This window comes from Nocardioides sp. T2.26MG-1 (assembly GCF_950101795.1).
GTDB lineage: Bacteria > Actinomycetota > Actinomycetes > Propionibacteriales > Nocardioidaceae > Nocardioides.
The window spans coordinates 162,416-186,460 of record NZ_CATNLZ010000012.1 but is presented as its reverse complement, the minus strand read 5'-3'; the positions used below and the strand labels follow the sequence as shown (position 1 = coordinate 186,460).

The following is a 24,045-nucleotide window of genomic DNA, read 5'->3' as shown; positions in this document are numbered from 1 at the left end:
CTCGACGGATCCTCAGGACAGTCCGGCGTCGTGGACGCAGATCGCGATCTGGACCCGGTTGGTGGCCTGGAGCTTGTCGAAGAGCCGGGAGACGTGTGCCTTGACCGTCGGGACCGAGAGGTAGAGCTCGCGGGCGATCTCGGCGTTGCTGAGGCCGCGGCCGACGGCGAGGGCCACGTCGCGCTCGCGCCCGGTGAGCAGCTCGAGCCGCACTTGGGCCTCGGCCGCACGGGCGGCGGCGACGTCGGCCGCGTCGTCGGGCTCGTCGCGGAGCCGGCGGATCAGGGTGCGGGTCACCGAGGGCGAGAGCATGGGCTCGTCGTCGACGACCTTGCGGATCGCGTCGATGATCTGGGGCGGTGGCGTGTCCTTGAGCAGGAAGCCGTCGGCCCCCGAGGCGAGTGCCTCCACGATGTGCTCGTCGGCGTCGAAGGTCGTGAGCACGATGACGCGCGGCGGGTCGGGGCGGCTGTGCAGCTCGCGTGTGGCGCCGAGCCCGTCGAGGCGCGGCATCCGGATGTCCATCAGCACCACGTCCGGACCGAGCTCGCCCGCCAGGCGGACGCCCTCGAGGCCGTCGCCGGCCTCGCCGACCACCTCGATGTCGGCCTGACCGCCGAGCATCAGCGCGAGCGCGGAGCGCACCAGGGGGTCGTCGTCGACGAGCAGCACCGTCGTCGGCCGGGTCATGCCGCCCACGGTATCCAGCCGTGCAGGACGAACGTCGACCCGTCCCGGCCCGCCTCGAGTCGACCGCCGCGGAGCTCGGCCCGCTCGGTGAGCCCGACCAGGCCGAGGCCGGCGCCCGGCGTGGTCGTCCTCCCGAAGCCGATCGGGTTGCGCATCAGCACGTCCAGGCCGGCCTCGGGCGTCCCGCTGACGGTGACGGTCACGACCGCGCCCGGGGCGTGCTTGCGCGCATTGGTGAGTCCTTCCTGCACGATCCGGTAGACGGTGCGGCCGACCGCCGCGGGCGGCTCGCCCTCCACGAGGTCCTGGAGGTCCACGCGCAGCCCGGACTCGCGGGCCTCCTCGACCAGGGCGTGCAGGTCGTCGTACGTCGGCTGCGGCCCACGCAGCCGGGCGCCGGTGGCGTCGTCGCGGAGCACGCCGAGCACGCCGCGCAGGTCGGTCAGCGCCTCGTGGGCCTTCTCCTGGATCACCGCCGCGCTGGAGCGCATCTCGTCGGCGTCGAGGTCCTCGCGGAAGGCCAGCGCGCCGGCGTGCATCGAGATCTGGGAGATCCGGTGGGCGAGCACGTCGTGCATCTCCCGGGCGATCCGCGCCTGCTCGTTGCCGCGCGCCTGGGCCACCCGGAGCTCCTGCTCGGCCTCGGCCCGCTCGGCGCGGTTGCGCAGCGTCCAGATCAGCTCGCGCCGCGACCCGATGTACATGCCCCAGCCCAGGATGCCGGCGGTCGCGACCGCGTTGGCGATGAGGATGATCCAGGGCGGGTCCTCCGGGCCGGCGGTGAGCGTGCTGTAGAGCTGCGCGCACGCGAAGCCCACGGAGCCGACGACGACGAGCTGGCGCCACCGGCGGTGGGTGGCGACCGAGACCGAGGCCAGGACGGCGGGGCCGGCGGCGACTCCGGAGACGCCCCCGACCAGCGAGAGCGCGAGCGCCACCGCCAGCGGATGCCGGCGTCGGTAGAACACCAACACGTACGCGCCGATCCCCAGCAGGATGTCGGCCGCCCACCAGAGGTCGCTGACGTCCGCCTCGGCCTCCCAGGCCGGCAGCCAGGTCAGGGCGCTGATGCCGAGCATCAGGACCAGGCGCCACGCGTGGCCCCAGACGCGCAGCGGCGGCTGGTACTCCTCGGGGGTCGGCCGGTCCACGACGCCAGGCTAGGGCCGGACCGGGCCGGGCCGGACGCTGCGGGGGTCGTGGGCGCACCCCTACTTTGGTCACGCCGGGTCCCTCCGCGTGGCCGATGCACCCGAGGGCCCGGTTCGGGCAGGGTGGAGCCCATGATCACGGTCGAAGGACTCACCAGGAAGTACGGCTCGTTCACCGCGGTGGACGACGTGAGCTTCGTCTGCCAACCCGGCCGGGTGACCGGGTTCCTCGGTCCCAACGGCGCCGGCAAGACGACCACGATGCGCGTCATGGTCGGGCTGACCCCGCCCACCGCGGGCCGGGTCACCATCGGCGGACACCTCTACAACGACATCCCCAACCCGGGCCGGCACGTCGGCGTGCTGCTCGACGCCTCCGCCCAGCACGCCGGCCGCACCGGCCGCGAGATCCTCGAGCTCGGCGCCCGCACCATGGGCCTGCCGTCCACCCGCATCGACGAGATGCTCGAGCTCGTCTCGCTGACGCCCGCGGAGTCCAAGCGTCGGCTGCGCAACTACTCCCTCGGCATGAAGCAGCGCCTCGGCATCGCCCACGCGCTGCTCGGCGACCCGTCGGTGCTGATCCTCGACGAGCCCGCCAACGGGCTCGACCCCGCCGGCATCCGCTGGATGCGCGGGCTGCTCAAGGGGTACGCCGAGCGGGGCGGCACCGTCCTGCTCTCCAGCCACCTCCTCAACGAGGTCGAGCTGATCGCCGACGAGATGATCCTGATCGGCCACGGCCGGATCGTCGCCCAGGGCGACAAGAAGACCTTGCTGGCCGGGGCGACCCACACCGCCGCGACGCTCGTCACCGCTCTCGACAACGAGGCGCTCGCCGCAGCCCTGAGTGCCCGGGGACTCACCGTGGCCCCCGCCGGCGAGGGCCTGCGGGTGGACGCCGAGCCGGTCGAGGTCGGCCGCACCGCCGCCGAGAACTCGATCGTGCTCGTCGACCTGCGCGCCGCGGAGGGCGCCCTGGAGGACCTGTTCCTCGAGCTCACCTCCGACACCCAGCGGGAGGAGGTCGCATGACCACGATCCCCGCCTCCGGCCTGGGCCACACCCTCGACCTCACCTCGACCACCCCGACGCCGTTCGGGCGGCTGGTGCGGGTCGAGCTGCGCAAGACCTGGGACACGCTGGCCGGCTTCTGGCTGCTGCTGTCGACCGCGGCGCTCACCGCGCTGGTGATGGTGATCCAGCTCGCCGTCGGCATCACCCAGGACGACGTCGAGCTCACCTACAACAGCTTCCTGACCTCGACGAACTTCTCGATCGCGGTGCTGCTCCCGATCATCGGCATCATGCTGCTCACCAGCGAGTGGAGCCAGCGCACCGCGATGGTGACGTTCTCACTGGAGCCGCGCCGTCCGCTCGTCATCGCCGCCAAGCTCGTCGTCGGCCTGAGCCTCGCGGTGACCGCGGTCGTCATCGCCCTGCTGCTCGCCACCCTCTGCAACGCGCTCTACGGCGCGCTCTCCGACGACCCCACGGTGTGGAACGCGAGCGTCTCGCACACCTCGGCCTTCGTCCTGCTGCAGGTCATCGGCATGCTCACCGGCTTCGCGTTCGCGACCCTCTTCCTCAACACCCCCGCCGCGATCGTGCTCTACATGGTCTACTCCTTCGTCCTCCCCGGGCTGTTCGAGCTGGGGGCACAGCTCATGGACTGGTTCGACAAGATCCGGCCCTGGATCGACTTCAACTTCGCGCAGGGGCCGCTGGTCGACGCGACGATGACCGGCAAGGACTGGGCCTACTTCGCGGTGTCCGGCTTCATCTGGTTGGCGGTGCCGCTCACGTTCGGCCTGTGGCGAGTCCTGCGTGCGGAGGTGAAGTGAGGTGAGCGCGGGCGCCCCGGCGCCGGCTGCCGGACTGGGGCATGCCCTCGACCTGTCGTCGACGCAGCCGATCCCGTTCGCCAGGCTCGTGCGGGTCGAGCTGCGCAAGTCCTACGACACCCGGGCCGGCTTCTGGCTCCTGCTCTCGATCGGCCTGCTCGTCCTCGCCGCCGAGGTGATCGCGCTGGCGGTGACCACCGTCCAGGACGAGGCGATGCAGTTCGGCGACTTCGTCGGCACCGCCGCGTTCCTCACCTCGTTCCTCCTGCCGGTGCTCGGGATCATGGTCCTGACCAGCGAGTGGAGCCAGCGCACCGCGATGGTGACGTTCGCGCTCGACCCGCGTCGTCCGCTGGTGATCGCCGCCAAGGCCCTCGTGGGTGTGATCCTGACCCTCGCCACCGTCGCGGTCTCGATCGCGATCGGGGCGGTGTGCAACCTGCTGTACGGCGCGATCGAGGGCCACACCGACTGGACGTTCGGGTTCCCCGACTTCGTGGCGTTCACGATCACCCAGGTGCTCGCGATGCTGGGCGGCTTCGCGCTCGCCGCGCTGTTCCTCAACACCGCGGCCGCGATCGTCGTGTACTTCGTCTACAAGTGGGTGCTGCCCGGGCTGTTCGCGGTCGGGGCGGGCCTGATCGGCTGGTTCAGCGACCTGCGCCCATGGATCGACTTCCAGGTCGCTCAAGAGGCGATCTGGGACTGGTCGGGCTCGGGGCGCGACTGGGCCCAGCTCGTGATCTCCGGGTTCGTCTGGCTGGGCGTGCCGCTCGTGTGGGGCATCTGGCGGGTGCTGCGCGCCGAGGTGAAGTAGTCACCGAGGGTTGCGCGACACGTCGCCTGGCTGGCGCGGATGGGCGCGGCTGCTGGCTGAGCGCTCGGGACGGCGTACGACGTATCGTTCTGCAACCTCGCCGTCTCGTGGGCGACCGCGGCCGGCGTCCGTGAGGGACAGTTGGACGACGCGCTCGCCCACCGGCCCGACGTGGCGGCGCGACCTGGTCTGGATGATGGCCGAGGGCGCGCCTTGGGTGGGCCGGCGGGCCCGTGACCTGGCTCCGTGGGCGGTGCGGATGGCCCTCGCCGACCGGGCTAGGGCCGTGCCCTAGGGTCGCCCTATGACAGCTGTCCCACGCGAGGTCGCACCCCGAGTCGACGGTCGGGCCGACGACGAGCTCCGCCCGATCACGATCACCCGGCACTGGCTCGACCACGCGGCGGGCTCGGTGCTGGTGGAGTTCGGCAAGACCAAGGTGCTGTGTGCGGCGTCCGCCTCCGAGGGCGTGCCGCGGTGGCGCAAGGGCTCCGGCCTGGGCTGGGTCACCGCCGAGTACGCGATGCTGCCGGCGTCGACCAACACCCGCTCGGACCGCGAGTCGGTCAAGGGCCGGATCGGCGGGCGCACGCACGAGATCAGCCGGCTGATCGGCCGGTCGCTGCGGGCGATCATCGACTACGAGGCGCTCGGCGAGAACACCATCCAGCTCGACTGCGACGTGTTGCAGGCCGACGGCGGCACCCGCACCGCCTCGATCACCGGCGCGTACGTCGCGCTCGCGGACGCCGTCGCCCACCTGCGGTCCACCGGGGCGCTGAAGGGCGAGCCGCTCACCGGCTCCGTGGCGGCTGTCAGCGTTGGCATCATCGACGGCACGCCGCGCCTGGACCTGCCCTACGTCGAGGACGTGCGGGCCGAGACCGACATGAACGTCGTGATGACCGGCGACGGCAAGTTCGTCGAGGTGCAGGGCACCGCCGAGGGTGCGGCGTTCGACCGCGCCGAGCTCGACGCGCTGCTGGCGCTGGCCGAGAAGGGCTGCGCCGACCTGACCCGCCTCCAGCTGGAGGCGTTGGCGCGGTGACGCCGGCCGCCCCGCGGGTCTTCCTGGCGTCCCGCAACCGCAAGAAGATCCAGGAGATGGAGCGGATCCTCCGCGAGCACGTCCCCGGGCTCGTCGTGGTCGGCATCGACGACGTGGAGCACTACGACGAGCCGGTCGAGGACCAGCCCACATTCGAGGGCAACGCGCTGCTCAAGGCGCGCGCCGGCCGGGCCGCGACCGGGCTGCCGTCGCTCGCCGACGACAGCGGGCTGTGCGTGGACGCGCTCAACGGCATGCCCGGGGTGCTGTCGGCTCGCTGGGCGGGTCCACCCACCCTTCGAGACGCCTCGTCCCTCGGCTCCTCAGGGACCGATCGGTCGCTTCGCGACGACAGGGACGCCCGCAACAACGAGCTGCTGCTCGCCCAGCTCTCCGACGTGCCCGACGAGCGACGTACCGCCCACTTCCAGTGCGCGGTGGCGTTCTGCCACGACGGCGGCGAGGAGCTCACCAGCGGGGTGATGCCCGGGCGCGTGATCCACGAGACGCGCGGCACCGGCGGCTTCGGCTACGACGTGCTGTTCGTGGCCGACGACCGGCCCGGCGCGACCACCGCCGAGCTGAGCGTCGAGGACAAGGACGCGATCTCGCACCGCGGCTGGGCGCTGCGCCGGATGGCCCCGATCGTGGCCCGGGTGCTGCGATGAACCGGCACTTCCTGGTCCGCCGCAACCTGGCCCGCCTGCTGCTCAAGCTCTCGCGATGGAAGACCGTCGGCAGCGTGCCGCGCAAGGGCATCCTGGTCGGTGCCCCACACACGTCCAACTGGGACTGGGTGCTGACGATGCTGCTCGCCTGGGACAACAGCGTGCAGGTCCGGCTGCTCGTGAAGGACTCCTTCTTCAAGGGCCCGCTGGCGCCGATCATGCGGGCGAGCGGTGCCGTCGAGCTCGACCGTGCCAACCCCGGCGCCACGATCCGGGCCCTGATCGCCGACGCGGCGACCGACGAGACGTTCCTGCTCGGCATCGCCGCCGAGGGCACCCGCAGCAAGGGGGAGTACTGGAAGTCCGGCTTCTACCGGATCTCCCAGCAGACCGGCCTGCCGGTCACGCTGGCGTTCGTGGACGCGCCGTCGCGCACGGTCGGCTGGGGGCCGACCTTCGAGCTGTCCGGCGACGTGTCGGCCGACATGGACCGGATCCGGGCGTTCTACGCCGACAAGACCGGCATCAAGCCCGAGGGCACCACCGAGCCGCGGCTGCGCGAGGAGGACCGACCCCGCGAGGCGTGATCGTGCGCCCGGCGAGAGTCGAACTCGCACTGGCCAGGACCTAAACCTGGTGCCTCTGCCTGTTGGGCTACGGGCGCGCTGGTGAAGTCTCGCACGGCACCGCCACTACGCCGGGTCGGCGCTTCCGGTGCCTGCCGGCAACCGCAACCACACCGTCTGGCGACCAGCCTCACGAGCGATCCGCGGCCCCGCGCGGCGACGAGGTCGACGCGCGAGACACGGGCTCCTCGTCGGCGTGGTTGAGCTGGAGGTCCTTGCGCAGCTTGGCGACGTGGCCGGTGGCCTTGACGTTGTACTGCGCGAGGAACACCTTGCCGTCCTCGTCGACGACCACGGTGGAGCGGATCACGCCCTCGACGGTCTTGCCGTACAGCTTCTTCTCCCCGAAGGCGCCGTACTGCCGCAGCACCGACTTGTCCGGGTCGGAGAGCAGCGTGATCGTGAGGCCATCACGCTCGCGGAACTGCGCGAGCTTCTCGGGCTTGTCGGGGGAGATGCCGACCACCTCGTAGCCCGCCGCCTGCAAGGAGGCGAGGGAGTCGGTGAAGTCGCAGGCCTGCTTGGTGCAGCCCGGGGTCATCGCCGCGGGGTAGAAGTACACGATCACCTTGCGGCCGAGGAAGTCGCCGAGGGCCACCTCGGTGCCGGTGTCGTCGAGCAGCGTGAACTCCGGGGCGGTGTCGCCGGGCGAGAGGCGCGAGGTGTCGCTCACGGGCATAACTCCTTGTCGCAAACAATGTGCAATAACGTAGGGTGGGCGCGAAGCGATCGCGGTCCGCCCAACCTATCCAGGAGTCCGATGCACGTCCCCAACGGCTTCCTCGACGCCCCCACCTCGATGGCCACCGGCGCAGCCGCGGTCGTCTGCGTGGGCGCGGCGCTCGCCGGGGCGCGCCGCGAGCTCGACGACCGCACCGCCCCGATGGCCGGGCTGGTGGCGGCGTTCGTGTTCGCGACCCAGATGCTGAACTTCCCGGTCGCCGCCGGCACCAGCGGCCACCTGCTCGGGGGCGCGCTCGCCGCCGTGCTGGTCGGGCCCTGGACGGCGCTGCTCTGCATGAGCGTGGTCTTCCTCGTGCAGAGCCTGCTCTTCGCCGACGGCGGCATCACCGCGCTCGGCACCAACATCATCCTGATGGGCGTCACGACCGTCGTCGTGGGCTGGCTGCTGTTCGTGCTGCTACGCGCCCTGCTGCCCAAGCGCCCCTCGCTGGTCCCGCTCGAGGCCGGCCTCGCGGCAATGGTCTCGGTGCCGGCCGCGGCGCTGGTGTTCGTCGGCCTGTACGCGGCCGGTGGCACCGCCGACCTCTCGTTGGGCGAGCTGGCCGTGGCGATGGTGGGCGTGCACACGCTGATCGGGATCGGAGAGGCCGCGATCACGTTCCTCGCGGTCGCGAGCATCGTCGCCGTCCGTCCCGACCTGGTGTACGGCGCCCGCCCGCTGCTGGCGCGCCGCGAGCTCGAGATCCGCGCCACCGCGACGGAGGCGACCGCATGAGGCGGGTCTCATTCCGGTGGGTCGCGCTCGGTGCGCTCGTGGTCGCGCTGCTGCTCGCGGGAGTCGTGAGCCACTACGCCTCGAGCGAGCCCGACGGGCTCAACCGGGTCGCCCAGGACCACGGCTTCTCCCAGACCGAGAAGGACCACGAGGCGGACGCGCCTCTGGCGGGCTACGCCGCGAAGGACGTCGACAACCCGCGCCTCTCGGGCGGCCTCGCCGGCGTGGTCGGCGTCGTGGTCGTGCTGGCCCTGGCCGGCGGACTGGCCTTCGTCGTACGCCGCCGCGGACCGGCCTCCTGAGATGGGTGCGGGGCACGGGCACAAGCTGCACTACCACGGCCACTCCGTGGTGCACCGGGCTCCGGCGCACCTGAAGATCCTGGTGCTGCTGGGGTTCACGGTGCTGGTGGTCGCCACACCGGGGGAGTGGTACGCCGCTTTCGGCGCCTACCTGCTCGTGATCGCCGTGGTGGTCGGGGTGTCGCGGGTGCCGGCCACCTACCTGCTCAAGCGCAGCCTGATCGAGGTGCCGTTCCTGGCGTTCGCGCTGCTGCTCCCGTTCGTGGCGCACGGCCCGCGCACGGACGTGCTCGGGCTGAGCGTGAGCGAGTCGGGGCTGCTCGCCGCCTGGGCGCTGCTCGCCAAGGGCACCCTCGGGGTGCTCGCGAGCCTGACGCTGGCGGCGACCACCGAGCCGCACGAGCTGCTGCACGGTCTGGAGCGGCTGCGGCTGCCCAGCCAGCTCGTGCAGATCATGGCCTTCATGGTCCGCTACCTCGACGTCGTGACCGGGGAGATGCAACGGATGAAGGTGGCCCGGGAGTCCCGTGGGTTCTCCGCCCGCGACCCCCGCCAGTGGCCGGTGCTGGCCCGCTCGGCCGGGGCGCTGTTCATCCGCTCCTACGAGCGTGGCGAGCGCGTGCACCTGGCGATGCTGTCGCGCGGCTACACCGGCCGGATGCCCCGGATCGAGGGGAGACCGTGAACGCGCCCGTCCTCGACGTGCGCGGCCTCGCCTACGCCTACCCCGACGGCCACCAGGCGCTGTTCGGCGTCGACCTGCACGTCCACCGTGGCGAGCGGGTCGCGCTGCTCGGGCCCAACGGCGCCGGCAAGACCACGCTGGTGCTGCACCTCAACGGCATCCTCTCTGCCGATTCCGGGGGGCACGGAGCCGGCGCGGTCAGCGTCAGCGGGCTGCCGGTGGAGAAGGCCAACCTCGCCGAGATCAGGCGCCGGGTCGGGGTCGTCTTCCAGGACCCCGACGACCAGCTGTTCATGGGCACGGTCCGCGCGGACGTGGCCTTCGGGCCGGCCAACCTCGGCATCCGCGGCGCCGAGCTCGACCGCCGGGTGATGCACGCCCTCGACCAGGTCGGCATGGCCGAGTTCGTCGACCGCCCGCCGCACCACCTGTCGTTCGGCCAGCGCCGCCGGGTGGCAGTGGCCACCGTGCTCGCCATGGAGCCGGAGATCCTGGTGCTCGACGAGCCGTCGTCCAACCTCGACCCGGCGTCGCGCCGCGAGCTCGCCGACATCCTGCGCTCGCTCGACGTGACGCTGCTGATGGTCACCCACGACCTGCCGTACGCGCTCGAGCTGTGCCCGCGGTCGGTGGTGCTCAGCGGCGGTGCGGTGGTCGCAGACGGGTCGACGTACGACGTGCTCGCCGACGAGCCGTTGATGCGCGCGCACCGGCTCGAGCTGCCCTTCGGGTTCGACCCGCGGAACGTCACGCCCCGACCCTGACGGGGTCGGCCCTGGTTGATAGCCTCCAACCGACACCGACGTCGGAGGAGACCCCCGTGAGCCAGGACGACCAGCTGTCCTCCCTCGAGCGCGAGATCGAGGAGACCAGGGAGCGCCTGGCGACCACGATCGACCAGCTCCTCTACCGCGCCAGCCCCAAGACGATCGTGAGCCGCGAGGTCAGCAGCATCAAGGCGCACTTCGTGGACGCCCAGACGGGGCAGCCGCGCACCGACAACATCCTCAAGGTCGCCGGCGCCGTGGTCGGCGTGGTCACGGTCGTCGTCGTCCTCCGCAAGGTCGTGCGCTAGCACTGTGGCGTCCGACAAGACCCCCATCAAGATGCTCCACGACCGGCTCCTGGTCGAGGTCGACCGCGAGTCCGGGGAGCGCCGCTCCTCCGGCGGCATCGTCATCCCGGCGACCGCCGCGATGGGAGCCCGCCGTCTGGTCTGGTCCAAGGTCGTCGCGGTCGGGCCCAACGCCCGCTCCGTCGAGGTCGGCGACCGGGTGCTGTTCGAGCCCGAGGACAAGGCCGAGGTCGAGGTCGCGGGCGAGCTGTACGTCGTGATGCGCGAGCGCGACGTGCACGCGGTCGCCGCCGAGCGGGTCGGCGACCAGGCCACCGGCCTCTACCTGTAGCTCCATAACCTCGGCAGCGCCCGGCACGTTGTGCCGGTCATGCTCCGCCGCCTGCTCGCCGCCACCGCGGCCGCCGTCCTCGTCCCGCTGACCGGCTCCGCGCTGCCCTCGGGCGGTGCCGGTGCGGCCGCGCCGCACCCGAGCCGCTACCGCGCGACCATCGAGATCACCGAGCACGGCATCCCGCACATCACCGCCTCCGACTTCGGCTCGCTCGGCTTCGGCAGCGGGTACGCCGCCGCGCAGGACACGATCTGCACGCTTGCCGACACCCTGGTGACCGCCCGCGGCGAGCGGTCGCGCTGGTTCGGCCCCGACGCCCGCTACAACGACCAGGTCACGCTCGAGGCCTCCAACCTGCAGGTCGACGCCTTCGTCACCGACCTGCGCCAGCGGCACGTGGTGGAGAAGCTGCTGCGCGACCCGGTCACCGGGCCCGGTGCCCAGGCCAAGCAGATGGTGCGCGGCTACGTCGCCGGGGTCAACGAGTTCCTCCGCGACGAGCGCGTCACCGACCCCGCCTGCCGCCGGGCGCCGTACCTGAGGCCGGACGTGACGGCTCTCGACCTCTGGTACGGCGTCTACCTCGCCAACCTGCTCGCCTCGAGCGGGGTGTTCGTCAAGGAGATCGTCGACGCCGCGCCGCCCACCCCCGACGACCCGGGCCTCCCGGAGCTGCCCGTCAAGGCGGCCCAGGTCGACCGCGACGCACTGCTCACGGCGCTCGGCCGCGACCCGGACGCGCCGTTCGGCTCCAACGCCACCGCGGTCGGTGGTGCGGCGACCACGACCGGCAAGGGCATGCTGCTCGGCAACCCGCACTTCCCGTGGCGTGGCCGCTACCACTTCACCCAGCAGCACCTCACGATCCCCGGCCGCTACGACGTCGCCGGCGCCTCGCTGGTCGGCTCGCCGGCGGTGAACATCGGCTGGAACAACGACGTGGCCTGGAGCCACACGGTCTCCACGGCCTACCGCTTCACGCCCTACGAGTACAAGACCGTTGGCCCCGGCACGACGTACCTCACCGACGCCGGACCGCAGGAGCTCGCCCACGACACCGTGAAGGTGCGGGTGAAGCGGGCGGACGGTTCGCTCGGCACGGTCACCGAGGACCTCTACCGCACCCCGCAGGGCTACGTCATCGACGCGCCCGCGCTGCTGATGCCGTGGGGGCCGGCGAGCGTCTGGGCGATCCGCGACGCCAACGCCGAGCACCTGCGCACGATCGACACGTTCCTCGAGATGGGCAAGGCGACCAGCGTGCGCGACCTGCTGCGCCGGCAGGACGCGGCCGCGGGCATGCCGTGGGTCAACACCACCGCGGCGGACCGGCGCGGCGACGTCCTGTACGCCGACCACTCGGTCGTCCCGAACGTCCCCGATGACCTGGCCCAGCAGTGCCTCACCCCGACCGGCGTGCTGCTCGACCAGGTGGCGGGTCTGCCCGGGCTGGACGGCACGTTCGCCGACTCGCGCTGCGCGTGGCGCACCGACGAGGACGCCGAGCGGCCCGGCATCTTCGGGCCGGCGAACCTGCCCATGGAGGTGCGCCGCGACTGGGTGATGAACGCCAACGACTCCTACTGGCTGCCCAACCCCGCGCAGCCGCTCGAGGGCTACGCCGGCATCATCGGCTGCGAGCGCTGCGTGCGCACGATGCGCACCCGGATGGTCTCCCACTACGTCATCGACAGGCTCGCGTCGGGGGCGAAGGAGTCGCCGCGCAGCCTGCGCGGCCACGAGCACGAGAACCGGCTGATGACCGCCGAGGTGATGCGCGAGAACGGCGACCTCGACACTGTGTGCGCGGCGACCGGTGAGACCGAGGCCTGCCGGGTGCTGCACGACTGGGACGGCCGGTCGAACACCGACTCGGTCGGCACCCACATCTTCGAGGAGTTCGTCTCCCGGCTGCCGAGCCTGCCCGTCGACGCGGTTGACCCGGTGTGGCGCACGCCGTTCGACCCCGCCGACCCGCTCGACACGCCGCGCGACCTCAACGTCGCCGACCCGCAGGTGGTGCAGGCGATGGCCGACGCGATCGCATCCCTGCGTGAGCGGGGCATCCCGTTCGACGCGCCCTGGGGTTCGCTGCAGGTGGCCGGCGACCGGGGAGCGCCGCCGATCCCGCTCGGTGGCGGCACCGGCGACTCGGTGGGCAACGCCAACGCCCTGGCGTCGCGCTGGGCGCGGGACAACAGGGACCACTACCGGCCCATCACCTACGGCTCGTCGCACATCCAGGCGATCTCGTTCCTGCCCGGCGGCCGGGTGGACGCCCGCACGATCCTCACCTACGGCCAGTCCGAGGACCCGCGCTCGCCGTACTCCTCCGACCAGACGCGGATGTTCTCCCGCAAGCAGTGGGTGCGCTTCGCGTGGACCGACGCGCAGGTGCGACGCGACCTGGTGCGCCGGTTCGTGGTCCACGGCTGAGCCACCCCGCGACGCGAGAAGGCCGGCGTCCGGTATCCCCCCTCAGGTACCGGCCGCCGGCCATCCTCACGCTCGCCGGGTCAGCGGACCCGGACGGTGAGTGTCCCCGTGGTGTCGCCCGTGGTGCCGAGCGTCCGCGACACGGTCAGGCGGTAGGTGTAGCTGCCCCGCTTGGTCAGCCGGGGGAAGGTCACCCGGGCGGTGCCGCGGCTGGTCGACCGGAGCGCCTTCGCGACGACCCAGGTGCCGCCCGTGTAGCGCTCGAGCGTGAGCTCGTCGGTGCCGGCCTGCTCGACCTCGACCGAGTCGGCGGGGATCGTGGCGCCGCGGGCGACGGTGATGGTGCCGGTGCGGAAGCCGGTGACCTCGGTCAGCGCCTGGGGCATGTCCGGGGTCAGCGGGTCGCCGTCGGTGGCGCAGGCGACGTCACCCTGCCAGTGGTAGTTGGAGCCGCCGACCTGCACCCAGGTGACGTGGTACGACGTGACGCCGGCCGGCCAGCTCGGGTGGGTGGTGAAGGGGAAGGACGTGGTCCCGCTCCAGGTGCCGGTGTTGTTGTGGAAGTTCAGCGTGACCTGGCCGTGGTCGGTCTCGACCCGGACGTTGACGTCGTTGGCCTGGCCGCTCGGGATGTCGGCGGGGTAGGCGACGGACAGTCCGGCGCAGGTGGGGGCGGCGTACTTCCAGTCCCACGTGAACGGCTTGGTGCTGCCGGGGCCGGTCTCGGTCGGCCCCGAGGGCGTCGTCGGGCCGTCGGCGCAGGGGCCGACCCAGAACACCTTCGACTTGGAGTCGTTGCCGGTCGAGCCCTCGGACTCTGTGGTGACCTTCACGTGGTAGCCCTGCTCGGGGTGCGGCTCGCCCGCGAAGGTCAGCGTGTAGATCTCGCGGCCGTCGAGGTCGCTGTTGCCCTTCGCCGCGTCGTCCTCGAGCACGACGCTCGTCGTGCCCTGGACGCCGGTGATCGTGACGTCCTGGTCCTGGCTCTCGAACGTGACCGCGGAGGTGGCCGAGGAGTCGAAGTTGTACCACTCGAGAGCGAAGGTGCAGCCGACGTGCGGGTCGTTGCTGTCCGTGCCGACCTGGTCGACCTCGGCGACCTTGATCGTGCCGTTGTTGCCGCCGGCATCGGCGATCGCCGGGGCGGCGCCGAGTGCCAGGACGGCGGGCAGCGCCGCGGCGGCTGCGGCGGTGACGAGTCGTGATCGCACGGGGTGCTCCTGAGGGTTCGATCGGTCGGTGCGAGGAGCGTGCCACGGGCGGACGGGGCGGAACGGTGGCGTGGAGGAACCGTGCACGAGGCGTGGAGGAACCTTGCACGTTCCTTGAGGAACTTGCGGTGGAGCCCGGGTTTGCGCAGGTCAGCGGCGCCGCAGCCCGCAGGTGGCGGGCCCCTCGAGGACCTGGCCGTCGGGGCCGAACCGGGAGCCGTGGAGCGGGCAGTCCCAGCTGCGCTCGGCGTCGTTCCAGCGCACCACGCCACCGAGGTGGCTGCACACCGCGGACGCGGTGTGCTCGGTGCCGTCGACCCGGCACACCGCCGTGGGGGTGCCGACCCGGTCGAGGCGGACCTCGCCCTCACCCTCGCCGAGGCCGGACGCGGAGCCCGGCGAGCGGAGCGGGCGCAGCCACCCGAGGGTCATCTCGACGGCGACCTCGGCGTTCAGGCGGGTGGTCTCGGGGAGGCCGGCGAGCTCGCGGCTGCTCCACGGGTCGAACGCTGAGGCCCACTCCTGGTGGCCGCCGAGGATCCGGCCGGCCAGGGCGAGCGCGGCCGCGACACCGTTGGTCATCCCCCACTTGGAGTAGCCGCCGGCCACGAGCAGCCGGTCCGCGCCGGGCAGGATCGGCCCGACGAACGGCAGGCCGTGGTGGGTGACGTAGTCCTGGGCCGACCAGGCGTGGGTCTCGACCGCGTCGGGGTAGTAGCCGAGCGTCCACTCGCGGAGCCCGTCGAGGTGGCTGAGCTCCGAGGTCCCGGCGCCGGTCTTGTGGCCGTCGCCACCGACGAGCAGGAGGCTGCCGCCACCGTCGGGCGCCGGTGCGTCGCGCAGCGAGCGGGTGGGGGTGTCGGCCGAGAGGTACATACCGTCGACGGCCTGCTCGTCGGTCCGGAAGGCCAACCCGTAGGAGCGCATCGGCTTGGCGCGGGCGAAGAACCCGCCGCGGTCCAGGATCGGCATGTTCGTCGCCAGCACCACGGTCGGCGCCGTGGCGGTCCCGGCGTCGGTGACCACGTCGTGCGGCGCCGACCCGTGCCCGCCGTGCACCCGGTGCACCCGGGCGCCGGTCACGACCGTCGCGCCGTGGCGGGTGGCATCGGCCGCGAGCGCCTCGAGCAGCTCCAGCGGGTCGAGCTGCGCCTGGTCGGGCACCATCACCGCGCCCCGGACCCGGAACGGGAGGGGGAGGTCGTCGACCCAGGTCGCCCTGTCGACGCCGGCCCGGTGCAGCGCCTCCAGCTCGGAGCGCACCGAGCGCACCCCGGAGGCGGAGGTCGCGTAGGTGTACGCCGGCCGCCGCTGAAGCGCCACGCCGTGCTCGTCGCAGAACCTGGCGATCCAGGCGAGCGCCTCGGCGTTGGCGTCGGCGTACTTGCGCAGCACGGCGACGGGGTGCCGGCGCGCGATCCGGGCGTGCTGCGTGCCCTGCTGCACGCTCATTTTGGCGGTGCTGCCGCCCGTGGTGCCGGCGCCCACGTGCCGCGCCTCGACGACCAGGACCGACCGGCCGGACCGGGCCAGCAGAGCCGCGGTGGTCAGGCCGGTGATGCCGGCCCCAACGACGACCACGTCCCAGTCGCCGGCGACGTTCGCCGGACCCTGTGGCCCGACGGGGTGGCGGTCCCGCCACACGGATGTCAGCGCCATCTCAGCTCCTCCTCCGTCCCGGCCGGTCTCGGTGGCGGCGGGCCCGCAGCCGGATCGCCCGGCCCCGCCGCTCGTCGTCCTCGTCCTTGGCACGGGCCTTGTCGATGTTGCGGGTGTCGCGTGCGGGCAGCTGGATGACCCGCTCGGCGGGGATCCCGGACTGCAGCTCGCGGCCGCGCTCGAGCTCCGCGTCCAGCTCGGCCCCGAACAGCAGGGCCAGGTTGGTCAGCCACACCCACAGCAGGAACGCGATCACGCCGCCGAGCGCGCCGTAGGTCTTGTCGTAGGAGGAGAAGTTCGCGACGTAGAAGCCGAACGCCGCGGACACCACCGCCCAGGTGAGGATCGCGAGCACCGCGCCGACGCTGACCCACCGGAAGCGGGGCTGCTTGACGTTGGGGGTCGCGTAGTAGAGCAGCGCGACCATCACGACCACCGCGGCCGCGATCACCGGCCACTTCGCGATGTTCCACACCAGCTGCAGCGTCGACCCGACGCCGAGGGCGGCGCCGACGGAGTCGGTGACGGGCCCGGTCACCACCAGCGCGAGCAGCACCACGGCCGCGAGCACGACCAGCACCAGCGTCAGCAGCAGCATCGCGGGGCGCAGCTTCCACACCGGGCGGCCCTCGCGGATCTCGTAGATGCGGTTCATCGCCCGGCCGAAGGCGCCGACGTACCCGCTCGCCGACCAGAGTGCTCCCGCGAGGCCGAGCCCGAACGCCAGGCCGGCGGCCTGGGAGCGGCTGATCTCGAGCAGCGGGTCGCGGATGCTGTCGACCACCGACGCACCGCCGAGGTCGCCGACGATGTCGAGCAGCGTCTCCACGGCGTTGGTGCCCTGGCCGACGAGCCCGAGCAGCGAGGTCAACGCGATCGCCGCCGGGAACACCGCCAGGACGGCGTAGTAGGTGAGCGCGGCGGCCAGGTCGGTGCACTGGTCGTCCGAGAACTCCCGGACCGTCTTGCGGGCCACGAAGAACCACGAGCGCCGGGTCAGATCGGACGGGGAGTCGAGCTTGCCGTCGTCGGGGTCCCCGCCGGGATCCCGCCCCGGGTCCTGGGTCCGTGTGTCGCTGGTCATTCCTCTCGGGTGCCCCGGTGGGGCGTCCGGCATGCCACAGCGGTGCGGCGTACGGCGGCCCCGCCGAGGGGATCAGCCCGCGGTGACCTGCCGGCCGGCCGCGGCGACCAGCCGGTCGAGCGCCGAGGCCTCGAGCGGGGTCCCGGCGGCGTCGGCGGCCAGCAGCGCCGCCCCGAGCACCGGGGGCAGCAGCGGCGTCCGCAGCTCGGCGGCGGGCACCTCCCGGCGCAGGCCTGCGGCGAACGCGTCCCGCACCTGCGGCACAGCGAACACCCCGCCGGAGTAGGACACGAGTGCGGTCTCGCCGGCACCGAAGCCGAGTCGGCGATGGGTGGTCGTGACCAGGGTGACGAGCTCGCCGGCCGCGTCCTGCAGGATGCGGTGGGCGGCGGTGTCGCCGGCGCTCGCCGCCTCGGCGATCGGCACCGAGAGCGCGGCGACGGCGCGGCGGCGATCCGGCCACCGGTTCAGGGCCAGGTCGATCAGCTCGAGGTCGTTGTCCAGTTGCAGGTGCCGGCGGAGCAGGTGGAGCAGGGGACCCTCCGGCAGCCGCCCGTCGCTCATCCGCGCGAACGCCTGCATCCCGCGCCGCCCGATCCAGTAGCCCGAGCCCTCGTCCCCGAACAGCTCGCTCCATCCGCCGACCCGGACCCCGTGGCCGGCGCGCTCGCCGTACGTCATGGACCCGGTGCCGGCGATCACGTTGATCCCGTCGGCGCCGCCGAGTGATCCCGCCCACGCGCAGACCATGTCGTTGGCGCACTGGTAGCGCTCGTGACCGAGCGCCCGGCCGACACCGGCCCGGACGGCGGGCACGTCGGCGGGGACCTCGCCGTACCCGGGCAGGCCGAGGAAGGCGTGGCGGACCGCGGCCGGCGCGACGCCGGCCCGGCCGCACAGCGCCGGCACCGCCTCGGCCAGCACCTCCTCCACGAGCCCGACGCCGGGGCCGTCCGGGCGGCCGAGGTAGTAGGTGCCCGGGGCGCTCGACCTCGCGAGCAGCTCGCCGTCGACGGTCACCAGGCAGAGCGCCGTCTTGGTCCCGCCGCCGTCGACCCCCAGGTAGACGTCCATGCCGCCAGCCTCCCAGCCCGTCACGCGGGGAACGGGTGGACGGTCACGCCCTGGACGACGCGGTTGACCTGACCGTCGGGGAAGGGGTTGTCCGGCGTGAGCCCCAGCGCGACGGAGCTGCCGAGACCGAGCAGCTGCCCGACGATCACGAACGGCAGGGCGACCAGGCAGTCGTCCAGGCCGTCGAGCCCGGTGAACGCGAACCCGGGGCCGGCCACGGGCCCGGCCGCGGAGACCACGAACACGTGCTCCGCACCGACGGTGGCGCGCAGCTCGGTGACGATGTCCTCGTCGTAGCCGCGGGTGTACGGGTCGTTCGAGAGGTAGACGACCGCGAGGCTCTGGTCGTCGAGGAACGCCTTGGGCCCGTGCCGGAAGCCGAGGGCCGTCTCGTACGACGCGGCGACCTGCCCGGCGGTCAGCTCGAGCATCTTCAGGGACGACTCGCGCGCGATGCCACGCAGGGCGCCGCTGCCCAGGTAGACGACCCGCTGGTAGGAGCGCGCGACGAGGTCGGCGACGCCGCCGGGGTCTGCGAGCAGCTGGGCCGCGGCCGCCCCGATGCGGGCGCCGTACGTCTCGCGCTCCGGCCCGGGGACCGCGAGAGCGAGCCAGGTCGCCAGCATCATGGAGGTGAAGCTCGACGTCATCGCGAAGCCACGGTCGTTGGCGGCCTCGGGCATCGCGAGCACCAACGAGTCGTCCCGGCCGCGGTGCTGGAGCGACAGCGCCCCGTCGGTGTCGCAGGTGACCACGAGGTGGCGGGTGTCCGGGACGAGCTGGTCGGCGAGCGCGGTCGCCGCTGTGCTCTCCGGGCTCTCGCCGGACCGGGCGAAGGAGATGAGCAGCGTGGGGACCCGTTCGGCGAACACCGAGTCCGGGCCGGCCACGATGTCGGTGGTGGCGACCGCGTCCACCCGGCGGCGGAGCGCGCGGGTCAGCGCCGGCTGCAGTGCCTCGCCGATGAAGGCGGAGCTGCCGGCACCGGTGAGGACGATCCGGAGGTCCGGCCGCGCCAGGAGCGGGTCGAGGAAGGCCCGCAGCGCTGCCTCGTCCTTGCCGAGGGTCCTGCAGACGTCAGCCCAGACCTCGGGCTGCTGGGCGATCTCCCGGGCGGTGGCCGAGCCGGAGGTCCCGGTCGCCGAGCCGAAGGCATCGAGGTTCACTGGGGGCTCCTGTTCTCGGCGATGTCGCTGGCGGACCCGGGGTCGTCTCGACCGCTCGCCGGACCGCACGCGAGGGCATAGCCGCGCAGTACGTCGCGCACACGGTCCACGGCGAGGCTGCGCGGGTCGGGAGAGAGCTCTCCGGCCCGCACCCGGGAGTACTGCACCGGCAGGTGGGCGCTGACCATGGTCAGCGGCACCGTGGTCTGCTCGAGGTTGGCCAGCAGCCGGTCGGTCGCCGCCGCCACCTCGGGCGTGGCCCAGTAGTAGCGCATCCGGTCGGAGTAGCTGTAGGTGCGGGCGATCCGGACGTCGGTCTCGTCGCCCTGGTAGTAGCCGGCCCACCAGTGCGGGTCGTCGGCCATCGCGCGTGCGACGACCGCGACGAGGTGCGAGCGCCGGTCGGCGGGCACCAGCTCGTCCTCGATCGTGGCCAGGGCGAACAGGGCCTCACGGAGCGCGAAGGTGAGGCCGGGGCCGACCTTGAGGATCGCCCAGTGGTCGGAGACGAGGGCTGCCAGGCGGTCCGGCGTCTGGTAGTCGGTGGAGTGCGCCTCGAGCACCAGCGACGGCGGCGCCTCCGCCTCGTCGACGACCCGGCGCAGCGTCGTGGTCCGGGCCGGCTCGTAGTCGAAGACCGCGTGCGCGTCGAACTCCACGCCGGGCTGGACGACGAGACCCACGACCCGCGGCCAGCACCCCCCGACACCCGCCTCCTCGAAGGCGTCGCGGTGCGCGGCGAGGGTGGTGCGGGCGGCCTCGAGGGAGGTCGGGGTGAGGCTGTCGATCAGCTCGTGGGCACCGCCGGGCACCGGCACCTCGGTGCCGATCACATAGACCGGGAGCGAGCCGGTGCCGCGGGTCCGGGCGGTGTCCTCGGCGACCCGGGCGAGGCGAGCGGCCCGTCGCGCCACCACCTCGTCGGTCAATGGCAGCGGATCGTCGCTGCACGGCATCGAGCAGTCGAGGTGGATCTTGGTGTAGCCGGCAGCGACGTACGCGCGCACCAGGTCCTCGGCCTTCGCCATCGCCGGGTCGGCGCCCTCGTGCCGCCACACCTGCGGCCCGAGGTGGTCGCCGCCGAGGACCACGTCGGCGGCGTCGACACCGGCCGCGGCCGCGATCTCGAGGACGAGCCCGCGGAACTGCTCGGGCAGCATCCCGGTGTAGCCGCCGAACTGGTCGACCTGGTTGCTGGTGGCCTCCACCAGCAGCACGCTGCCGTCCTCGGCCGCCTGCTCGGCGGCCGCCCGCAGCACGAGCGGGTGGGCGGAGCACACGGCGGTGACGCCGACCGGCGCGCCGCGCCGGTGCCGGCGCAGCAGGTCCAGCAGGGGACCGGCGGCCGGATCGCTGTCGGCGACCATGCCGACGGCGGCGTGGGAGGAGGTGTCGGGGAGAGGGGTCATTTCACACTGCCTGCGAGTAGTCCGTTGACGATGTAGCGGCTGAAGGCCAGGGCGATCGCGGCGGGTACGGCGATCGCGAGCATCCCCGCGGCGCTGAGCAGGGTCGTCGGCACGACGTGCCGGCCCTGCAGCGAGGCGATGACGACCGTCAGCGGCTGGGTGGAGAGGTCGCTGGAGAGCACCAGCGGGAACAGGAACTGCGCCCAGGCGAACAGGAACGTGATGATCGCCGTCGAGATGATCCCGGGACGGGCGAGCGGCAGCATGATGTGCCACAGCACCTGCAGCCGGTGCGCGCCGTCCACCAGCCCCGCCTCCTCCAGGCTGGTCGGGAGGCTGGAGAAGTAGTTGTGCAGCACCCAGGTGGCCAGCGGCACGAAGCCGGAGACGTAGACGAGCACCAGGCCGGAGTAGGTGTTGACCAGGCCGAAGGTGCTCATGATCCGGTAGAGCGGGATCAGCGTGGCGTACGCCGGGAGCGCCATCGTGGCGAGCACCGAGTAGAAGAGGATCTTGCTCCCGTGGAAGCTCATCCGCGCGAACGCGTAGGCCGCGAGCGTGGCGAGCACGACGGTCACCACCGTCGCGGCCGAGCACTCGATCACGATGTTGAGCGCGGCCTGCCGGATCTGACCGGGGACCTCGCCGTCGCCGGTGAGCAGGGCCCGGTAGTTGTCGAGGGTCGGGTGGTGGGGGACGTACTGCACCGGGGTGGCCCGGGCGTCGGCCTCGGTCTGGAAGCTGGTGCGCAGCGCCCAGTAGATCGGCACCAACGACCACACGAGGATCAGCAGCACGCCGACGGCCTGAAGGCGGCGGCTCTTCACAGCTCGACCTTCCGGTAGATCCCGGCGACCACCGCGAGGGAGACCAGCAGGGTGACGACCGTGACGAGCAGCGAGAGGGCGTAGCCCTCACCGAAGTCGAGGTCCTGGAAGCTGACGAAGTAGGTCTGCATCATCACCGAGGAGGCCGTTCTCGAGGCGCCGTTGAGCACGTAGGGCTGGTCGAAGACGTTGAGGGTGGCGATCACGGCCTGGACCATGGCCACGGCGACCGCCGGGCGGATCAGCGGCAGCGTGATCCGGCGGAACGCACCCCACGACCCGCAGCCGTCGATCTGCGCCGCCTCGTAGAGCTCCCCGGGGATGATCTGCAGCCCGGCGAGGACCAGGAGCGCCGATAGCGGCATGATCTGCCAGACCTGCACGAGCTCGATCAGCGCGATCGTCTGGATCCGGTCCTGGCCGAGGAGTACGGCGTCCCCGCTCCCGAGGTGGGTGGTCTGGGCGAGGCCGTTCACGAGGCCGGCGTTCGGGTCGAAGATGCCCGTCCACAAGATGCCCTCGACGACCCCGGGGAGAGCCCACGGGAGGATCAGCACGGCGATGACGAGGCTCCGTCCGCGGAACGGGCGCTGCAGCACGACGGCGGCCGCGATCCCGAGCAGCGTCGAGCCGAGCGTGCCCACCACCACGTAGATCGCGGTGTTGCTGATGCTGGTGCGCACCGCCGGGTCGTCGAGCAGCCGCCGGAAGTTGCCGAGCCCGTCGAAGCGGGTCGGCGGGTCGAGTGCGTTGACCCGGAAGAACGCCTCGACGACCGTGAAGAGCGCGGGGCCGATGGCGAGCAGCAGGATGAACAGGGCGACGGGCGCCACCAGCACGTAGGGCACCCAGCTCTCGCCGCGGCGCCCGACGAGCCGGCGGGCGGGCCGCCGGAGGCCGTCGCCCGCTGCCGGTGTGGCAGCGAGGTCGGCCTCCGACGACTCCATCAGCGGGACCTGGCTCACGACTCGTTCGCGAGCTGGTCGGCGGTGTCCGCGATCGCGGCGATCGCGTCGGCCACCGACATCTCGCCCGTCGCGGCGGCGTGCAGGTTGGTGTAGACGGCGTTGGAGAACTTCGGGTACCACGCCGGGGCGCCGCCCTCGAAGACGGGCTTGGAGGTCTTGAGCATGGCGGCGAGGACCTCGCCTCCGACCAGGTCGCCCTTGGCCGTCATCTCCTCCACCGCGGACAGGTGCGAGGGCATCGCGTAGGCGGGGAGTGCCTTCTCGGGGCCGTTCACGCCGGCGAAGTCGACCTGCTGCTTGGCGTCGGTGAACCACTCGATGAACTTCGCGGCGGCGTCGGGGTACTTCGCCTGCTTCGGGATGCCGATGCCGTCCGGGTTCGACAGGTTGGCCGCCGGCCCGTCGGTGCCGGGCGTGGCCAGGTAGGTCACCTGGTCGACGACCGTGGACGACTCGGGGATGTTGTAGAGGCTGCCGACCGTGCCGGAGTAGTCCGAGAACGTGCTCGCCACCTGCCCCTTGGCCATCAGGGTCTGCTGGCCCTGGCTGTCGGCGACGTTGATGTTGCCCGGGGGCACGAGGCCCGAGGTCATCGCGTCGATCATCCATTGCGCGGCGCGGTAGCCGGCCGAGTCGGGGGAGGTGAACTGCGGCGCGCCCGACTCGTCGAGGATCGTGCCCCCGAACGCCTCGGTGGCCTCGTACCAGTACGTCGAGAGCCCCTCGGCCGCGGCGAACGGGATGTTGAGCGGGTACTTCACCACGCCCGCGTCCTTGATCTTCTTCAGGCCGTCGGTGTAGGCCTGCATGGTCGCGGGGTTGGCGTCGGCCCCCGCCTTCTTGTACAGGTCGCTGTTGATCGTGGTGACCATGAACGAGGCGTCGTAGGGGATGCCGACGACGTGGCCGTCGCTGGTGAACGACGCGAGCTGCGGCATGTCGGCCGCCATCGCGTCGGTGTCGAGGTAGTCGTCCATCGGGTAGAACCACCCGAGCCTGCCGAGCTGGCCCACCCGTGACCAGTCGACGTCGGTGGCGTCGGCGAAGTAGGTGTTCGCCGTGGCCGCGGCCGAGATCTTCGTCTGGAGGCTGTCCCAGTCGATGTTGACCCACTTGACGGTGATGCCGGTCTCCCGCTCGAACGCGTCGAGCGAGGCCTGCGGGGGCGGCTCGGAGTTGAGCGCGACCGTGATCGTGACGTCGGTGGTCTTGTCCGATCCACCGGGATCGTCGGAGCCGCAGGCCGCGACGGTCGCGAGCGCGGTGAGGCCCACCGCGAGCTGGGCGGTCCGGAGCCGCGCCCATGAGCGGCGACGGGTGGGGCGGGTGCTACTGGTCATCGTGCCTCCTCGGCCGGCCGGGTCCAGTCCCGGCGCGGATGACTGAATGTGCGCACAATTCTGCACAGGTCTGCGCACTCGCGCAATAGTTTGGCGGAAGGCATCGCGAATCGCGCATGATCGTCGGCGACTCAGCCTGCGCCGGATGCGCCGTCTGCGCACTTGTGCAGGG

General features: G+C 72.3%; 25 protein-coding genes and 1 tRNA gene. 13 read left to right on the top strand and 13 right to left on the bottom strand.

Annotated elements, in window-relative coordinates:
* Positions 1–12: 12 nt before the first annotated feature.
* The gene (locus QQZ14_RS10625) at positions 13–690 is read right to left on the bottom strand and encodes a response regulator (protein WP_284534240.1); all 678 of its coding nucleotides are present in this window, start codon (positions 688–690) and stop codon (positions 13–15) included.
* Entirely contained in the window at positions 687–1,841 is a 1,155-nt protein-coding gene (locus QQZ14_RS10620; RefSeq protein ID WP_284534239.1) for a sensor histidine kinase, read from the bottom strand. The genes QQZ14_RS10625 and QQZ14_RS10620 overlap by 4 nt, the downstream gene beginning before the upstream one ends.
* Before the next feature lie 132 nt (positions 1,842–1,973).
* On the opposite strand from QQZ14_RS10620, the gene QQZ14_RS10615 reads away from it, so the two are divergent.
* The 6 genes from QQZ14_RS10615 (at position 1,974) to QQZ14_RS10590 (ending at position 6,805) form a co-directional block, all read left to right on the top strand.
* Positions 1,974–2,876, top strand: coding sequence for an ABC transporter ATP-binding protein (locus QQZ14_RS10615; RefSeq protein ID WP_284534238.1), 903 nt, complete (start codon positions 1,974–1,976; stop codon positions 2,874–2,876).
* Positions 2,873–3,685, top strand: coding sequence for an ABC transporter permease (locus QQZ14_RS10610; protein ID WP_284534237.1), 813 nt, complete (start codon positions 2,873–2,875; stop codon positions 3,683–3,685). The genes QQZ14_RS10615 and QQZ14_RS10610 overlap by 4 nt, the downstream gene beginning before the upstream one ends.
* 1 nt (position 3,686) lies before the next feature.
* Positions 3,687–4,502, top strand: a complete 816-nt coding sequence (locus tag QQZ14_RS10605) for an ABC transporter permease (RefSeq protein ID WP_284534236.1) — start codon at positions 3,687–3,689, stop codon at positions 4,500–4,502.
* 304 nt (positions 4,503–4,806) lie between these two features.
* Positions 4,807–5,550, top strand: coding sequence for a ribonuclease PH (gene rph, locus QQZ14_RS10600; RefSeq protein WP_284534235.1), 744 nt, complete (start codon positions 4,807–4,809; stop codon positions 5,548–5,550).
* 56 nt (positions 5,551–5,606) lie between these two features.
* A complete protein-coding gene (locus tag QQZ14_RS10595) occupies positions 5,607–6,218 on the top strand; it encodes a non-canonical purine NTP pyrophosphatase (RefSeq protein ID WP_446740491.1) in 612 nt (203 codons plus the stop codon).
* The gene (locus QQZ14_RS10590) at positions 6,215–6,805 is read left to right on the top strand and encodes a lysophospholipid acyltransferase family protein (protein WP_284534233.1); all 591 of its coding nucleotides are present in this window, start codon (positions 6,215–6,217) and stop codon (positions 6,803–6,805) included. The genes QQZ14_RS10595 and QQZ14_RS10590 overlap by 4 nt, the downstream gene beginning before the upstream one ends.
* 3 nt (positions 6,806–6,808) lie before the next feature.
* On the opposite strand, the gene QQZ14_RS10585 is transcribed toward QQZ14_RS10590, so the two are convergent.
* Positions 6,809–6,882: transfer RNA gene (locus tag QQZ14_RS10585), tRNA-Leu, on the bottom strand.
* A 92-nt stretch (positions 6,883–6,974) separates the two neighbouring features.
* Positions 6,975–7,517: a thioredoxin-dependent thiol peroxidase gene (gene bcp, locus QQZ14_RS10580; RefSeq protein WP_342395232.1), complete on the bottom strand. Its 543-nt coding sequence runs from the start codon at positions 7,515–7,517 to the stop codon at positions 6,975–6,977.
* An 87-nt stretch (positions 7,518–7,604) separates the two neighbouring features.
* On the opposite strand from bcp, the gene QQZ14_RS10575 reads away from it, so the two are divergent.
* Genes QQZ14_RS10575 through QQZ14_RS10545 form a run of 7 tightly spaced genes read left to right on the top strand, consistent with a single transcriptional unit; the run spans position 7,605 to position 13,135 of the window.
* On the top strand, positions 7,605–8,303 hold the full coding sequence (locus QQZ14_RS10575; RefSeq protein WP_284534231.1) for an energy-coupling factor ABC transporter permease: 699 nt from the start codon (positions 7,605–7,607) through the stop codon (positions 8,301–8,303).
* Entirely contained in the window at positions 8,300–8,605 is a 306-nt protein-coding gene (locus QQZ14_RS10570) for a PDGLE domain-containing protein (RefSeq protein WP_284534230.1), read from the top strand. The genes QQZ14_RS10575 and QQZ14_RS10570 overlap by 4 nt, the downstream gene beginning before the upstream one ends.
* A 1-nt stretch (position 8,606) precedes the next feature.
* Entirely contained in the window at positions 8,607–9,290 is a 684-nt protein-coding gene (gene cbiQ, locus QQZ14_RS10565) for a cobalt ECF transporter T component CbiQ (protein ID WP_284534229.1), read from the top strand.
* Positions 9,287–10,054, top strand: a complete 768-nt coding sequence (locus QQZ14_RS10560; RefSeq protein WP_284534228.1) for an energy-coupling factor ABC transporter ATP-binding protein — start codon at positions 9,287–9,289, stop codon at positions 10,052–10,054. Before cbiQ ends, QQZ14_RS10560 begins: the two co-directional genes overlap by 4 nt.
* Positions 10,055–10,110: 56 nt before the next feature.
* On the top strand, positions 10,111–10,365 hold the full coding sequence (locus QQZ14_RS10555; protein ID WP_284534227.1) for a DUF3618 domain-containing protein: 255 nt from the start codon (positions 10,111–10,113) through the stop codon (positions 10,363–10,365).
* A 31-nt stretch (positions 10,366–10,396) separates the two neighbouring features.
* Positions 10,397–10,696: a GroES family chaperonin gene (locus tag QQZ14_RS10550; protein WP_284534555.1), complete on the top strand. Its 300-nt coding sequence runs from the start codon at positions 10,397–10,399 to the stop codon at positions 10,694–10,696.
* Between the two features lie 39 nt (positions 10,697–10,735).
* The gene (locus QQZ14_RS10545) at positions 10,736–13,135 is read left to right on the top strand and encodes a penicillin acylase family protein (RefSeq protein ID WP_284534226.1); all 2,400 of its coding nucleotides are present in this window, start codon (positions 10,736–10,738) and stop codon (positions 13,133–13,135) included.
* Positions 13,136–13,215: 80 nt separating this feature from the next.
* Here the strand turns inward: QQZ14_RS10545 and QQZ14_RS10540 are convergent, their stop codons facing one another.
* The 9 genes from QQZ14_RS10540 to QQZ14_RS10500 all read right to left on the bottom strand — a co-directional run bounded on the left by QQZ14_RS10540 (position 13,216) and on the right by QQZ14_RS10500 (position 23,873).
* On the bottom strand, positions 13,216–14,346 hold the full coding sequence (locus QQZ14_RS10540; RefSeq protein WP_284534225.1) for a hypothetical protein: 1,131 nt from the start codon (positions 14,344–14,346) through the stop codon (positions 13,216–13,218).
* A 150-nt stretch (positions 14,347–14,496) separates the two neighbouring features.
* Positions 14,497–16,005 carry an FAD-dependent oxidoreductase gene (locus tag QQZ14_RS10535; protein ID WP_284534224.1) on the bottom strand — a complete coding sequence of 503 codons (1,509 nt, stop codon included), beginning with the start codon at positions 16,003–16,005 and terminating at the stop codon, positions 14,497–14,499.
* Between the two features lies 1 nt (position 16,006).
* Positions 16,007–17,089: a YihY/virulence factor BrkB family protein gene (locus QQZ14_RS10530; protein WP_284534223.1), complete on the bottom strand. Its 1,083-nt coding sequence runs from the start codon at positions 17,087–17,089 to the stop codon at positions 16,007–16,009.
* Between the two features lie 72 nt (positions 17,090–17,161).
* Positions 17,162–18,163, bottom strand: a complete 1,002-nt coding sequence (locus QQZ14_RS10525) for a BadF/BadG/BcrA/BcrD ATPase family protein (RefSeq protein ID WP_284534222.1) — start codon at positions 18,161–18,163, stop codon at positions 17,162–17,164.
* A gap of 20 nt (positions 18,164–18,183) precedes the next feature.
* Positions 18,184–19,329: an SIS domain-containing protein gene (locus tag QQZ14_RS10520; RefSeq protein ID WP_284534221.1), complete on the bottom strand. Its 1,146-nt coding sequence runs from the start codon at positions 19,327–19,329 to the stop codon at positions 18,184–18,186.
* Positions 19,326–20,738, bottom strand: a complete 1,413-nt coding sequence (locus QQZ14_RS10515) for a D-tagatose-bisphosphate aldolase, class II, non-catalytic subunit (RefSeq protein WP_284534220.1) — start codon at positions 20,736–20,738, stop codon at positions 19,326–19,328. Before QQZ14_RS10515 ends, QQZ14_RS10520 begins: the two co-directional genes overlap by 4 nt.
* Positions 20,735–21,565: a carbohydrate ABC transporter permease gene (locus QQZ14_RS10510; protein ID WP_284534219.1), complete on the bottom strand. Its 831-nt coding sequence runs from the start codon at positions 21,563–21,565 to the stop codon at positions 20,735–20,737. Before QQZ14_RS10510 ends, QQZ14_RS10515 begins: the two co-directional genes overlap by 4 nt.
* A complete protein-coding gene (locus QQZ14_RS10505) occupies positions 21,562–22,530 on the bottom strand; it encodes a carbohydrate ABC transporter permease (RefSeq protein ID WP_284534218.1) in 969 nt (322 codons plus the stop codon). Before QQZ14_RS10505 ends, QQZ14_RS10510 begins: the two co-directional genes overlap by 4 nt.
* Positions 22,527–23,873: an ABC transporter substrate-binding protein gene (locus QQZ14_RS10500; protein ID WP_284534217.1), complete on the bottom strand. Its 1,347-nt coding sequence runs from the start codon at positions 23,871–23,873 to the stop codon at positions 22,527–22,529. Before QQZ14_RS10500 ends, QQZ14_RS10505 begins: the two co-directional genes overlap by 4 nt.
* Between the last annotated feature and the right edge of the window lie 172 nt (positions 23,874–24,045).

Coding starts and splice junctions, on each gene's coding strand:
- QQZ14_RS10625 (WP_284534240.1), bottom strand. CDS start 690: ATGACCCGGCCGACGACGGTGCTGCTCGTCGACGACGACCCCCTGGTG.
- QQZ14_RS10615 (WP_284534238.1), top strand. CDS start 1,974: ATGATCACGGTCGAAGGACTCACCAGGAAGTACGGCTCGTTCACCGCG.
- QQZ14_RS10610 (WP_284534237.1), top strand. CDS start 2,873: ATGACCACGATCCCCGCCTCCGGCCTGGGCCACACCCTCGACCTCACC.
- rph (WP_284534235.1), top strand. CDS start 4,807: ATGACAGCTGTCCCACGCGAGGTCGCACCCCGAGTCGACGGTCGGGCC.
- QQZ14_RS10595 (WP_446740491.1), top strand. CDS start 5,607: ATGGAGCGGATCCTCCGCGAGCACGTCCCCGGGCTCGTCGTGGTCGGC.
- QQZ14_RS10590 (WP_284534233.1), top strand. CDS start 6,215: ATGAACCGGCACTTCCTGGTCCGCCGCAACCTGGCCCGCCTGCTGCTC.
- QQZ14_RS10575 (WP_284534231.1), top strand. CDS start 7,605: ATGCACGTCCCCAACGGCTTCCTCGACGCCCCCACCTCGATGGCCACC.
- QQZ14_RS10570 (WP_284534230.1), top strand. CDS start 8,300: ATGAGGCGGGTCTCATTCCGGTGGGTCGCGCTCGGTGCGCTCGTGGTC.
- cbiQ (WP_284534229.1), top strand. CDS start 8,607: ATGGGTGCGGGGCACGGGCACAAGCTGCACTACCACGGCCACTCCGTG.
- QQZ14_RS10550 (WP_284534555.1), top strand. CDS start 10,397: ATGCTCCACGACCGGCTCCTGGTCGAGGTCGACCGCGAGTCCGGGGAG.
- QQZ14_RS10545 (WP_284534226.1), top strand. CDS start 10,736: ATGCTCCGCCGCCTGCTCGCCGCCACCGCGGCCGCCGTCCTCGTCCCG.
- QQZ14_RS10535 (WP_284534224.1), bottom strand. CDS start 16,005: ATGGCGCTGACATCCGTGTGGCGGGACCGCCACCCCGTCGGGCCACAG.
- QQZ14_RS10530 (WP_284534223.1), bottom strand. CDS start 17,089: ATGACCAGCGACACACGGACCCAGGACCCGGGGCGGGATCCCGGCGGG.
- QQZ14_RS10525 (WP_284534222.1), bottom strand. CDS start 18,163: ATGGACGTCTACCTGGGGGTCGACGGCGGCGGGACCAAGACGGCGCTC.
- QQZ14_RS10515 (WP_284534220.1), bottom strand. CDS start 20,738: ATGACCCCTCTCCCCGACACCTCCTCCCACGCCGCCGTCGGCATGGTC.
- QQZ14_RS10500 (WP_284534217.1), bottom strand. CDS start 23,873: ATGACCAGTAGCACCCGCCCCACCCGTCGCCGCTCATGGGCGCGGCTC.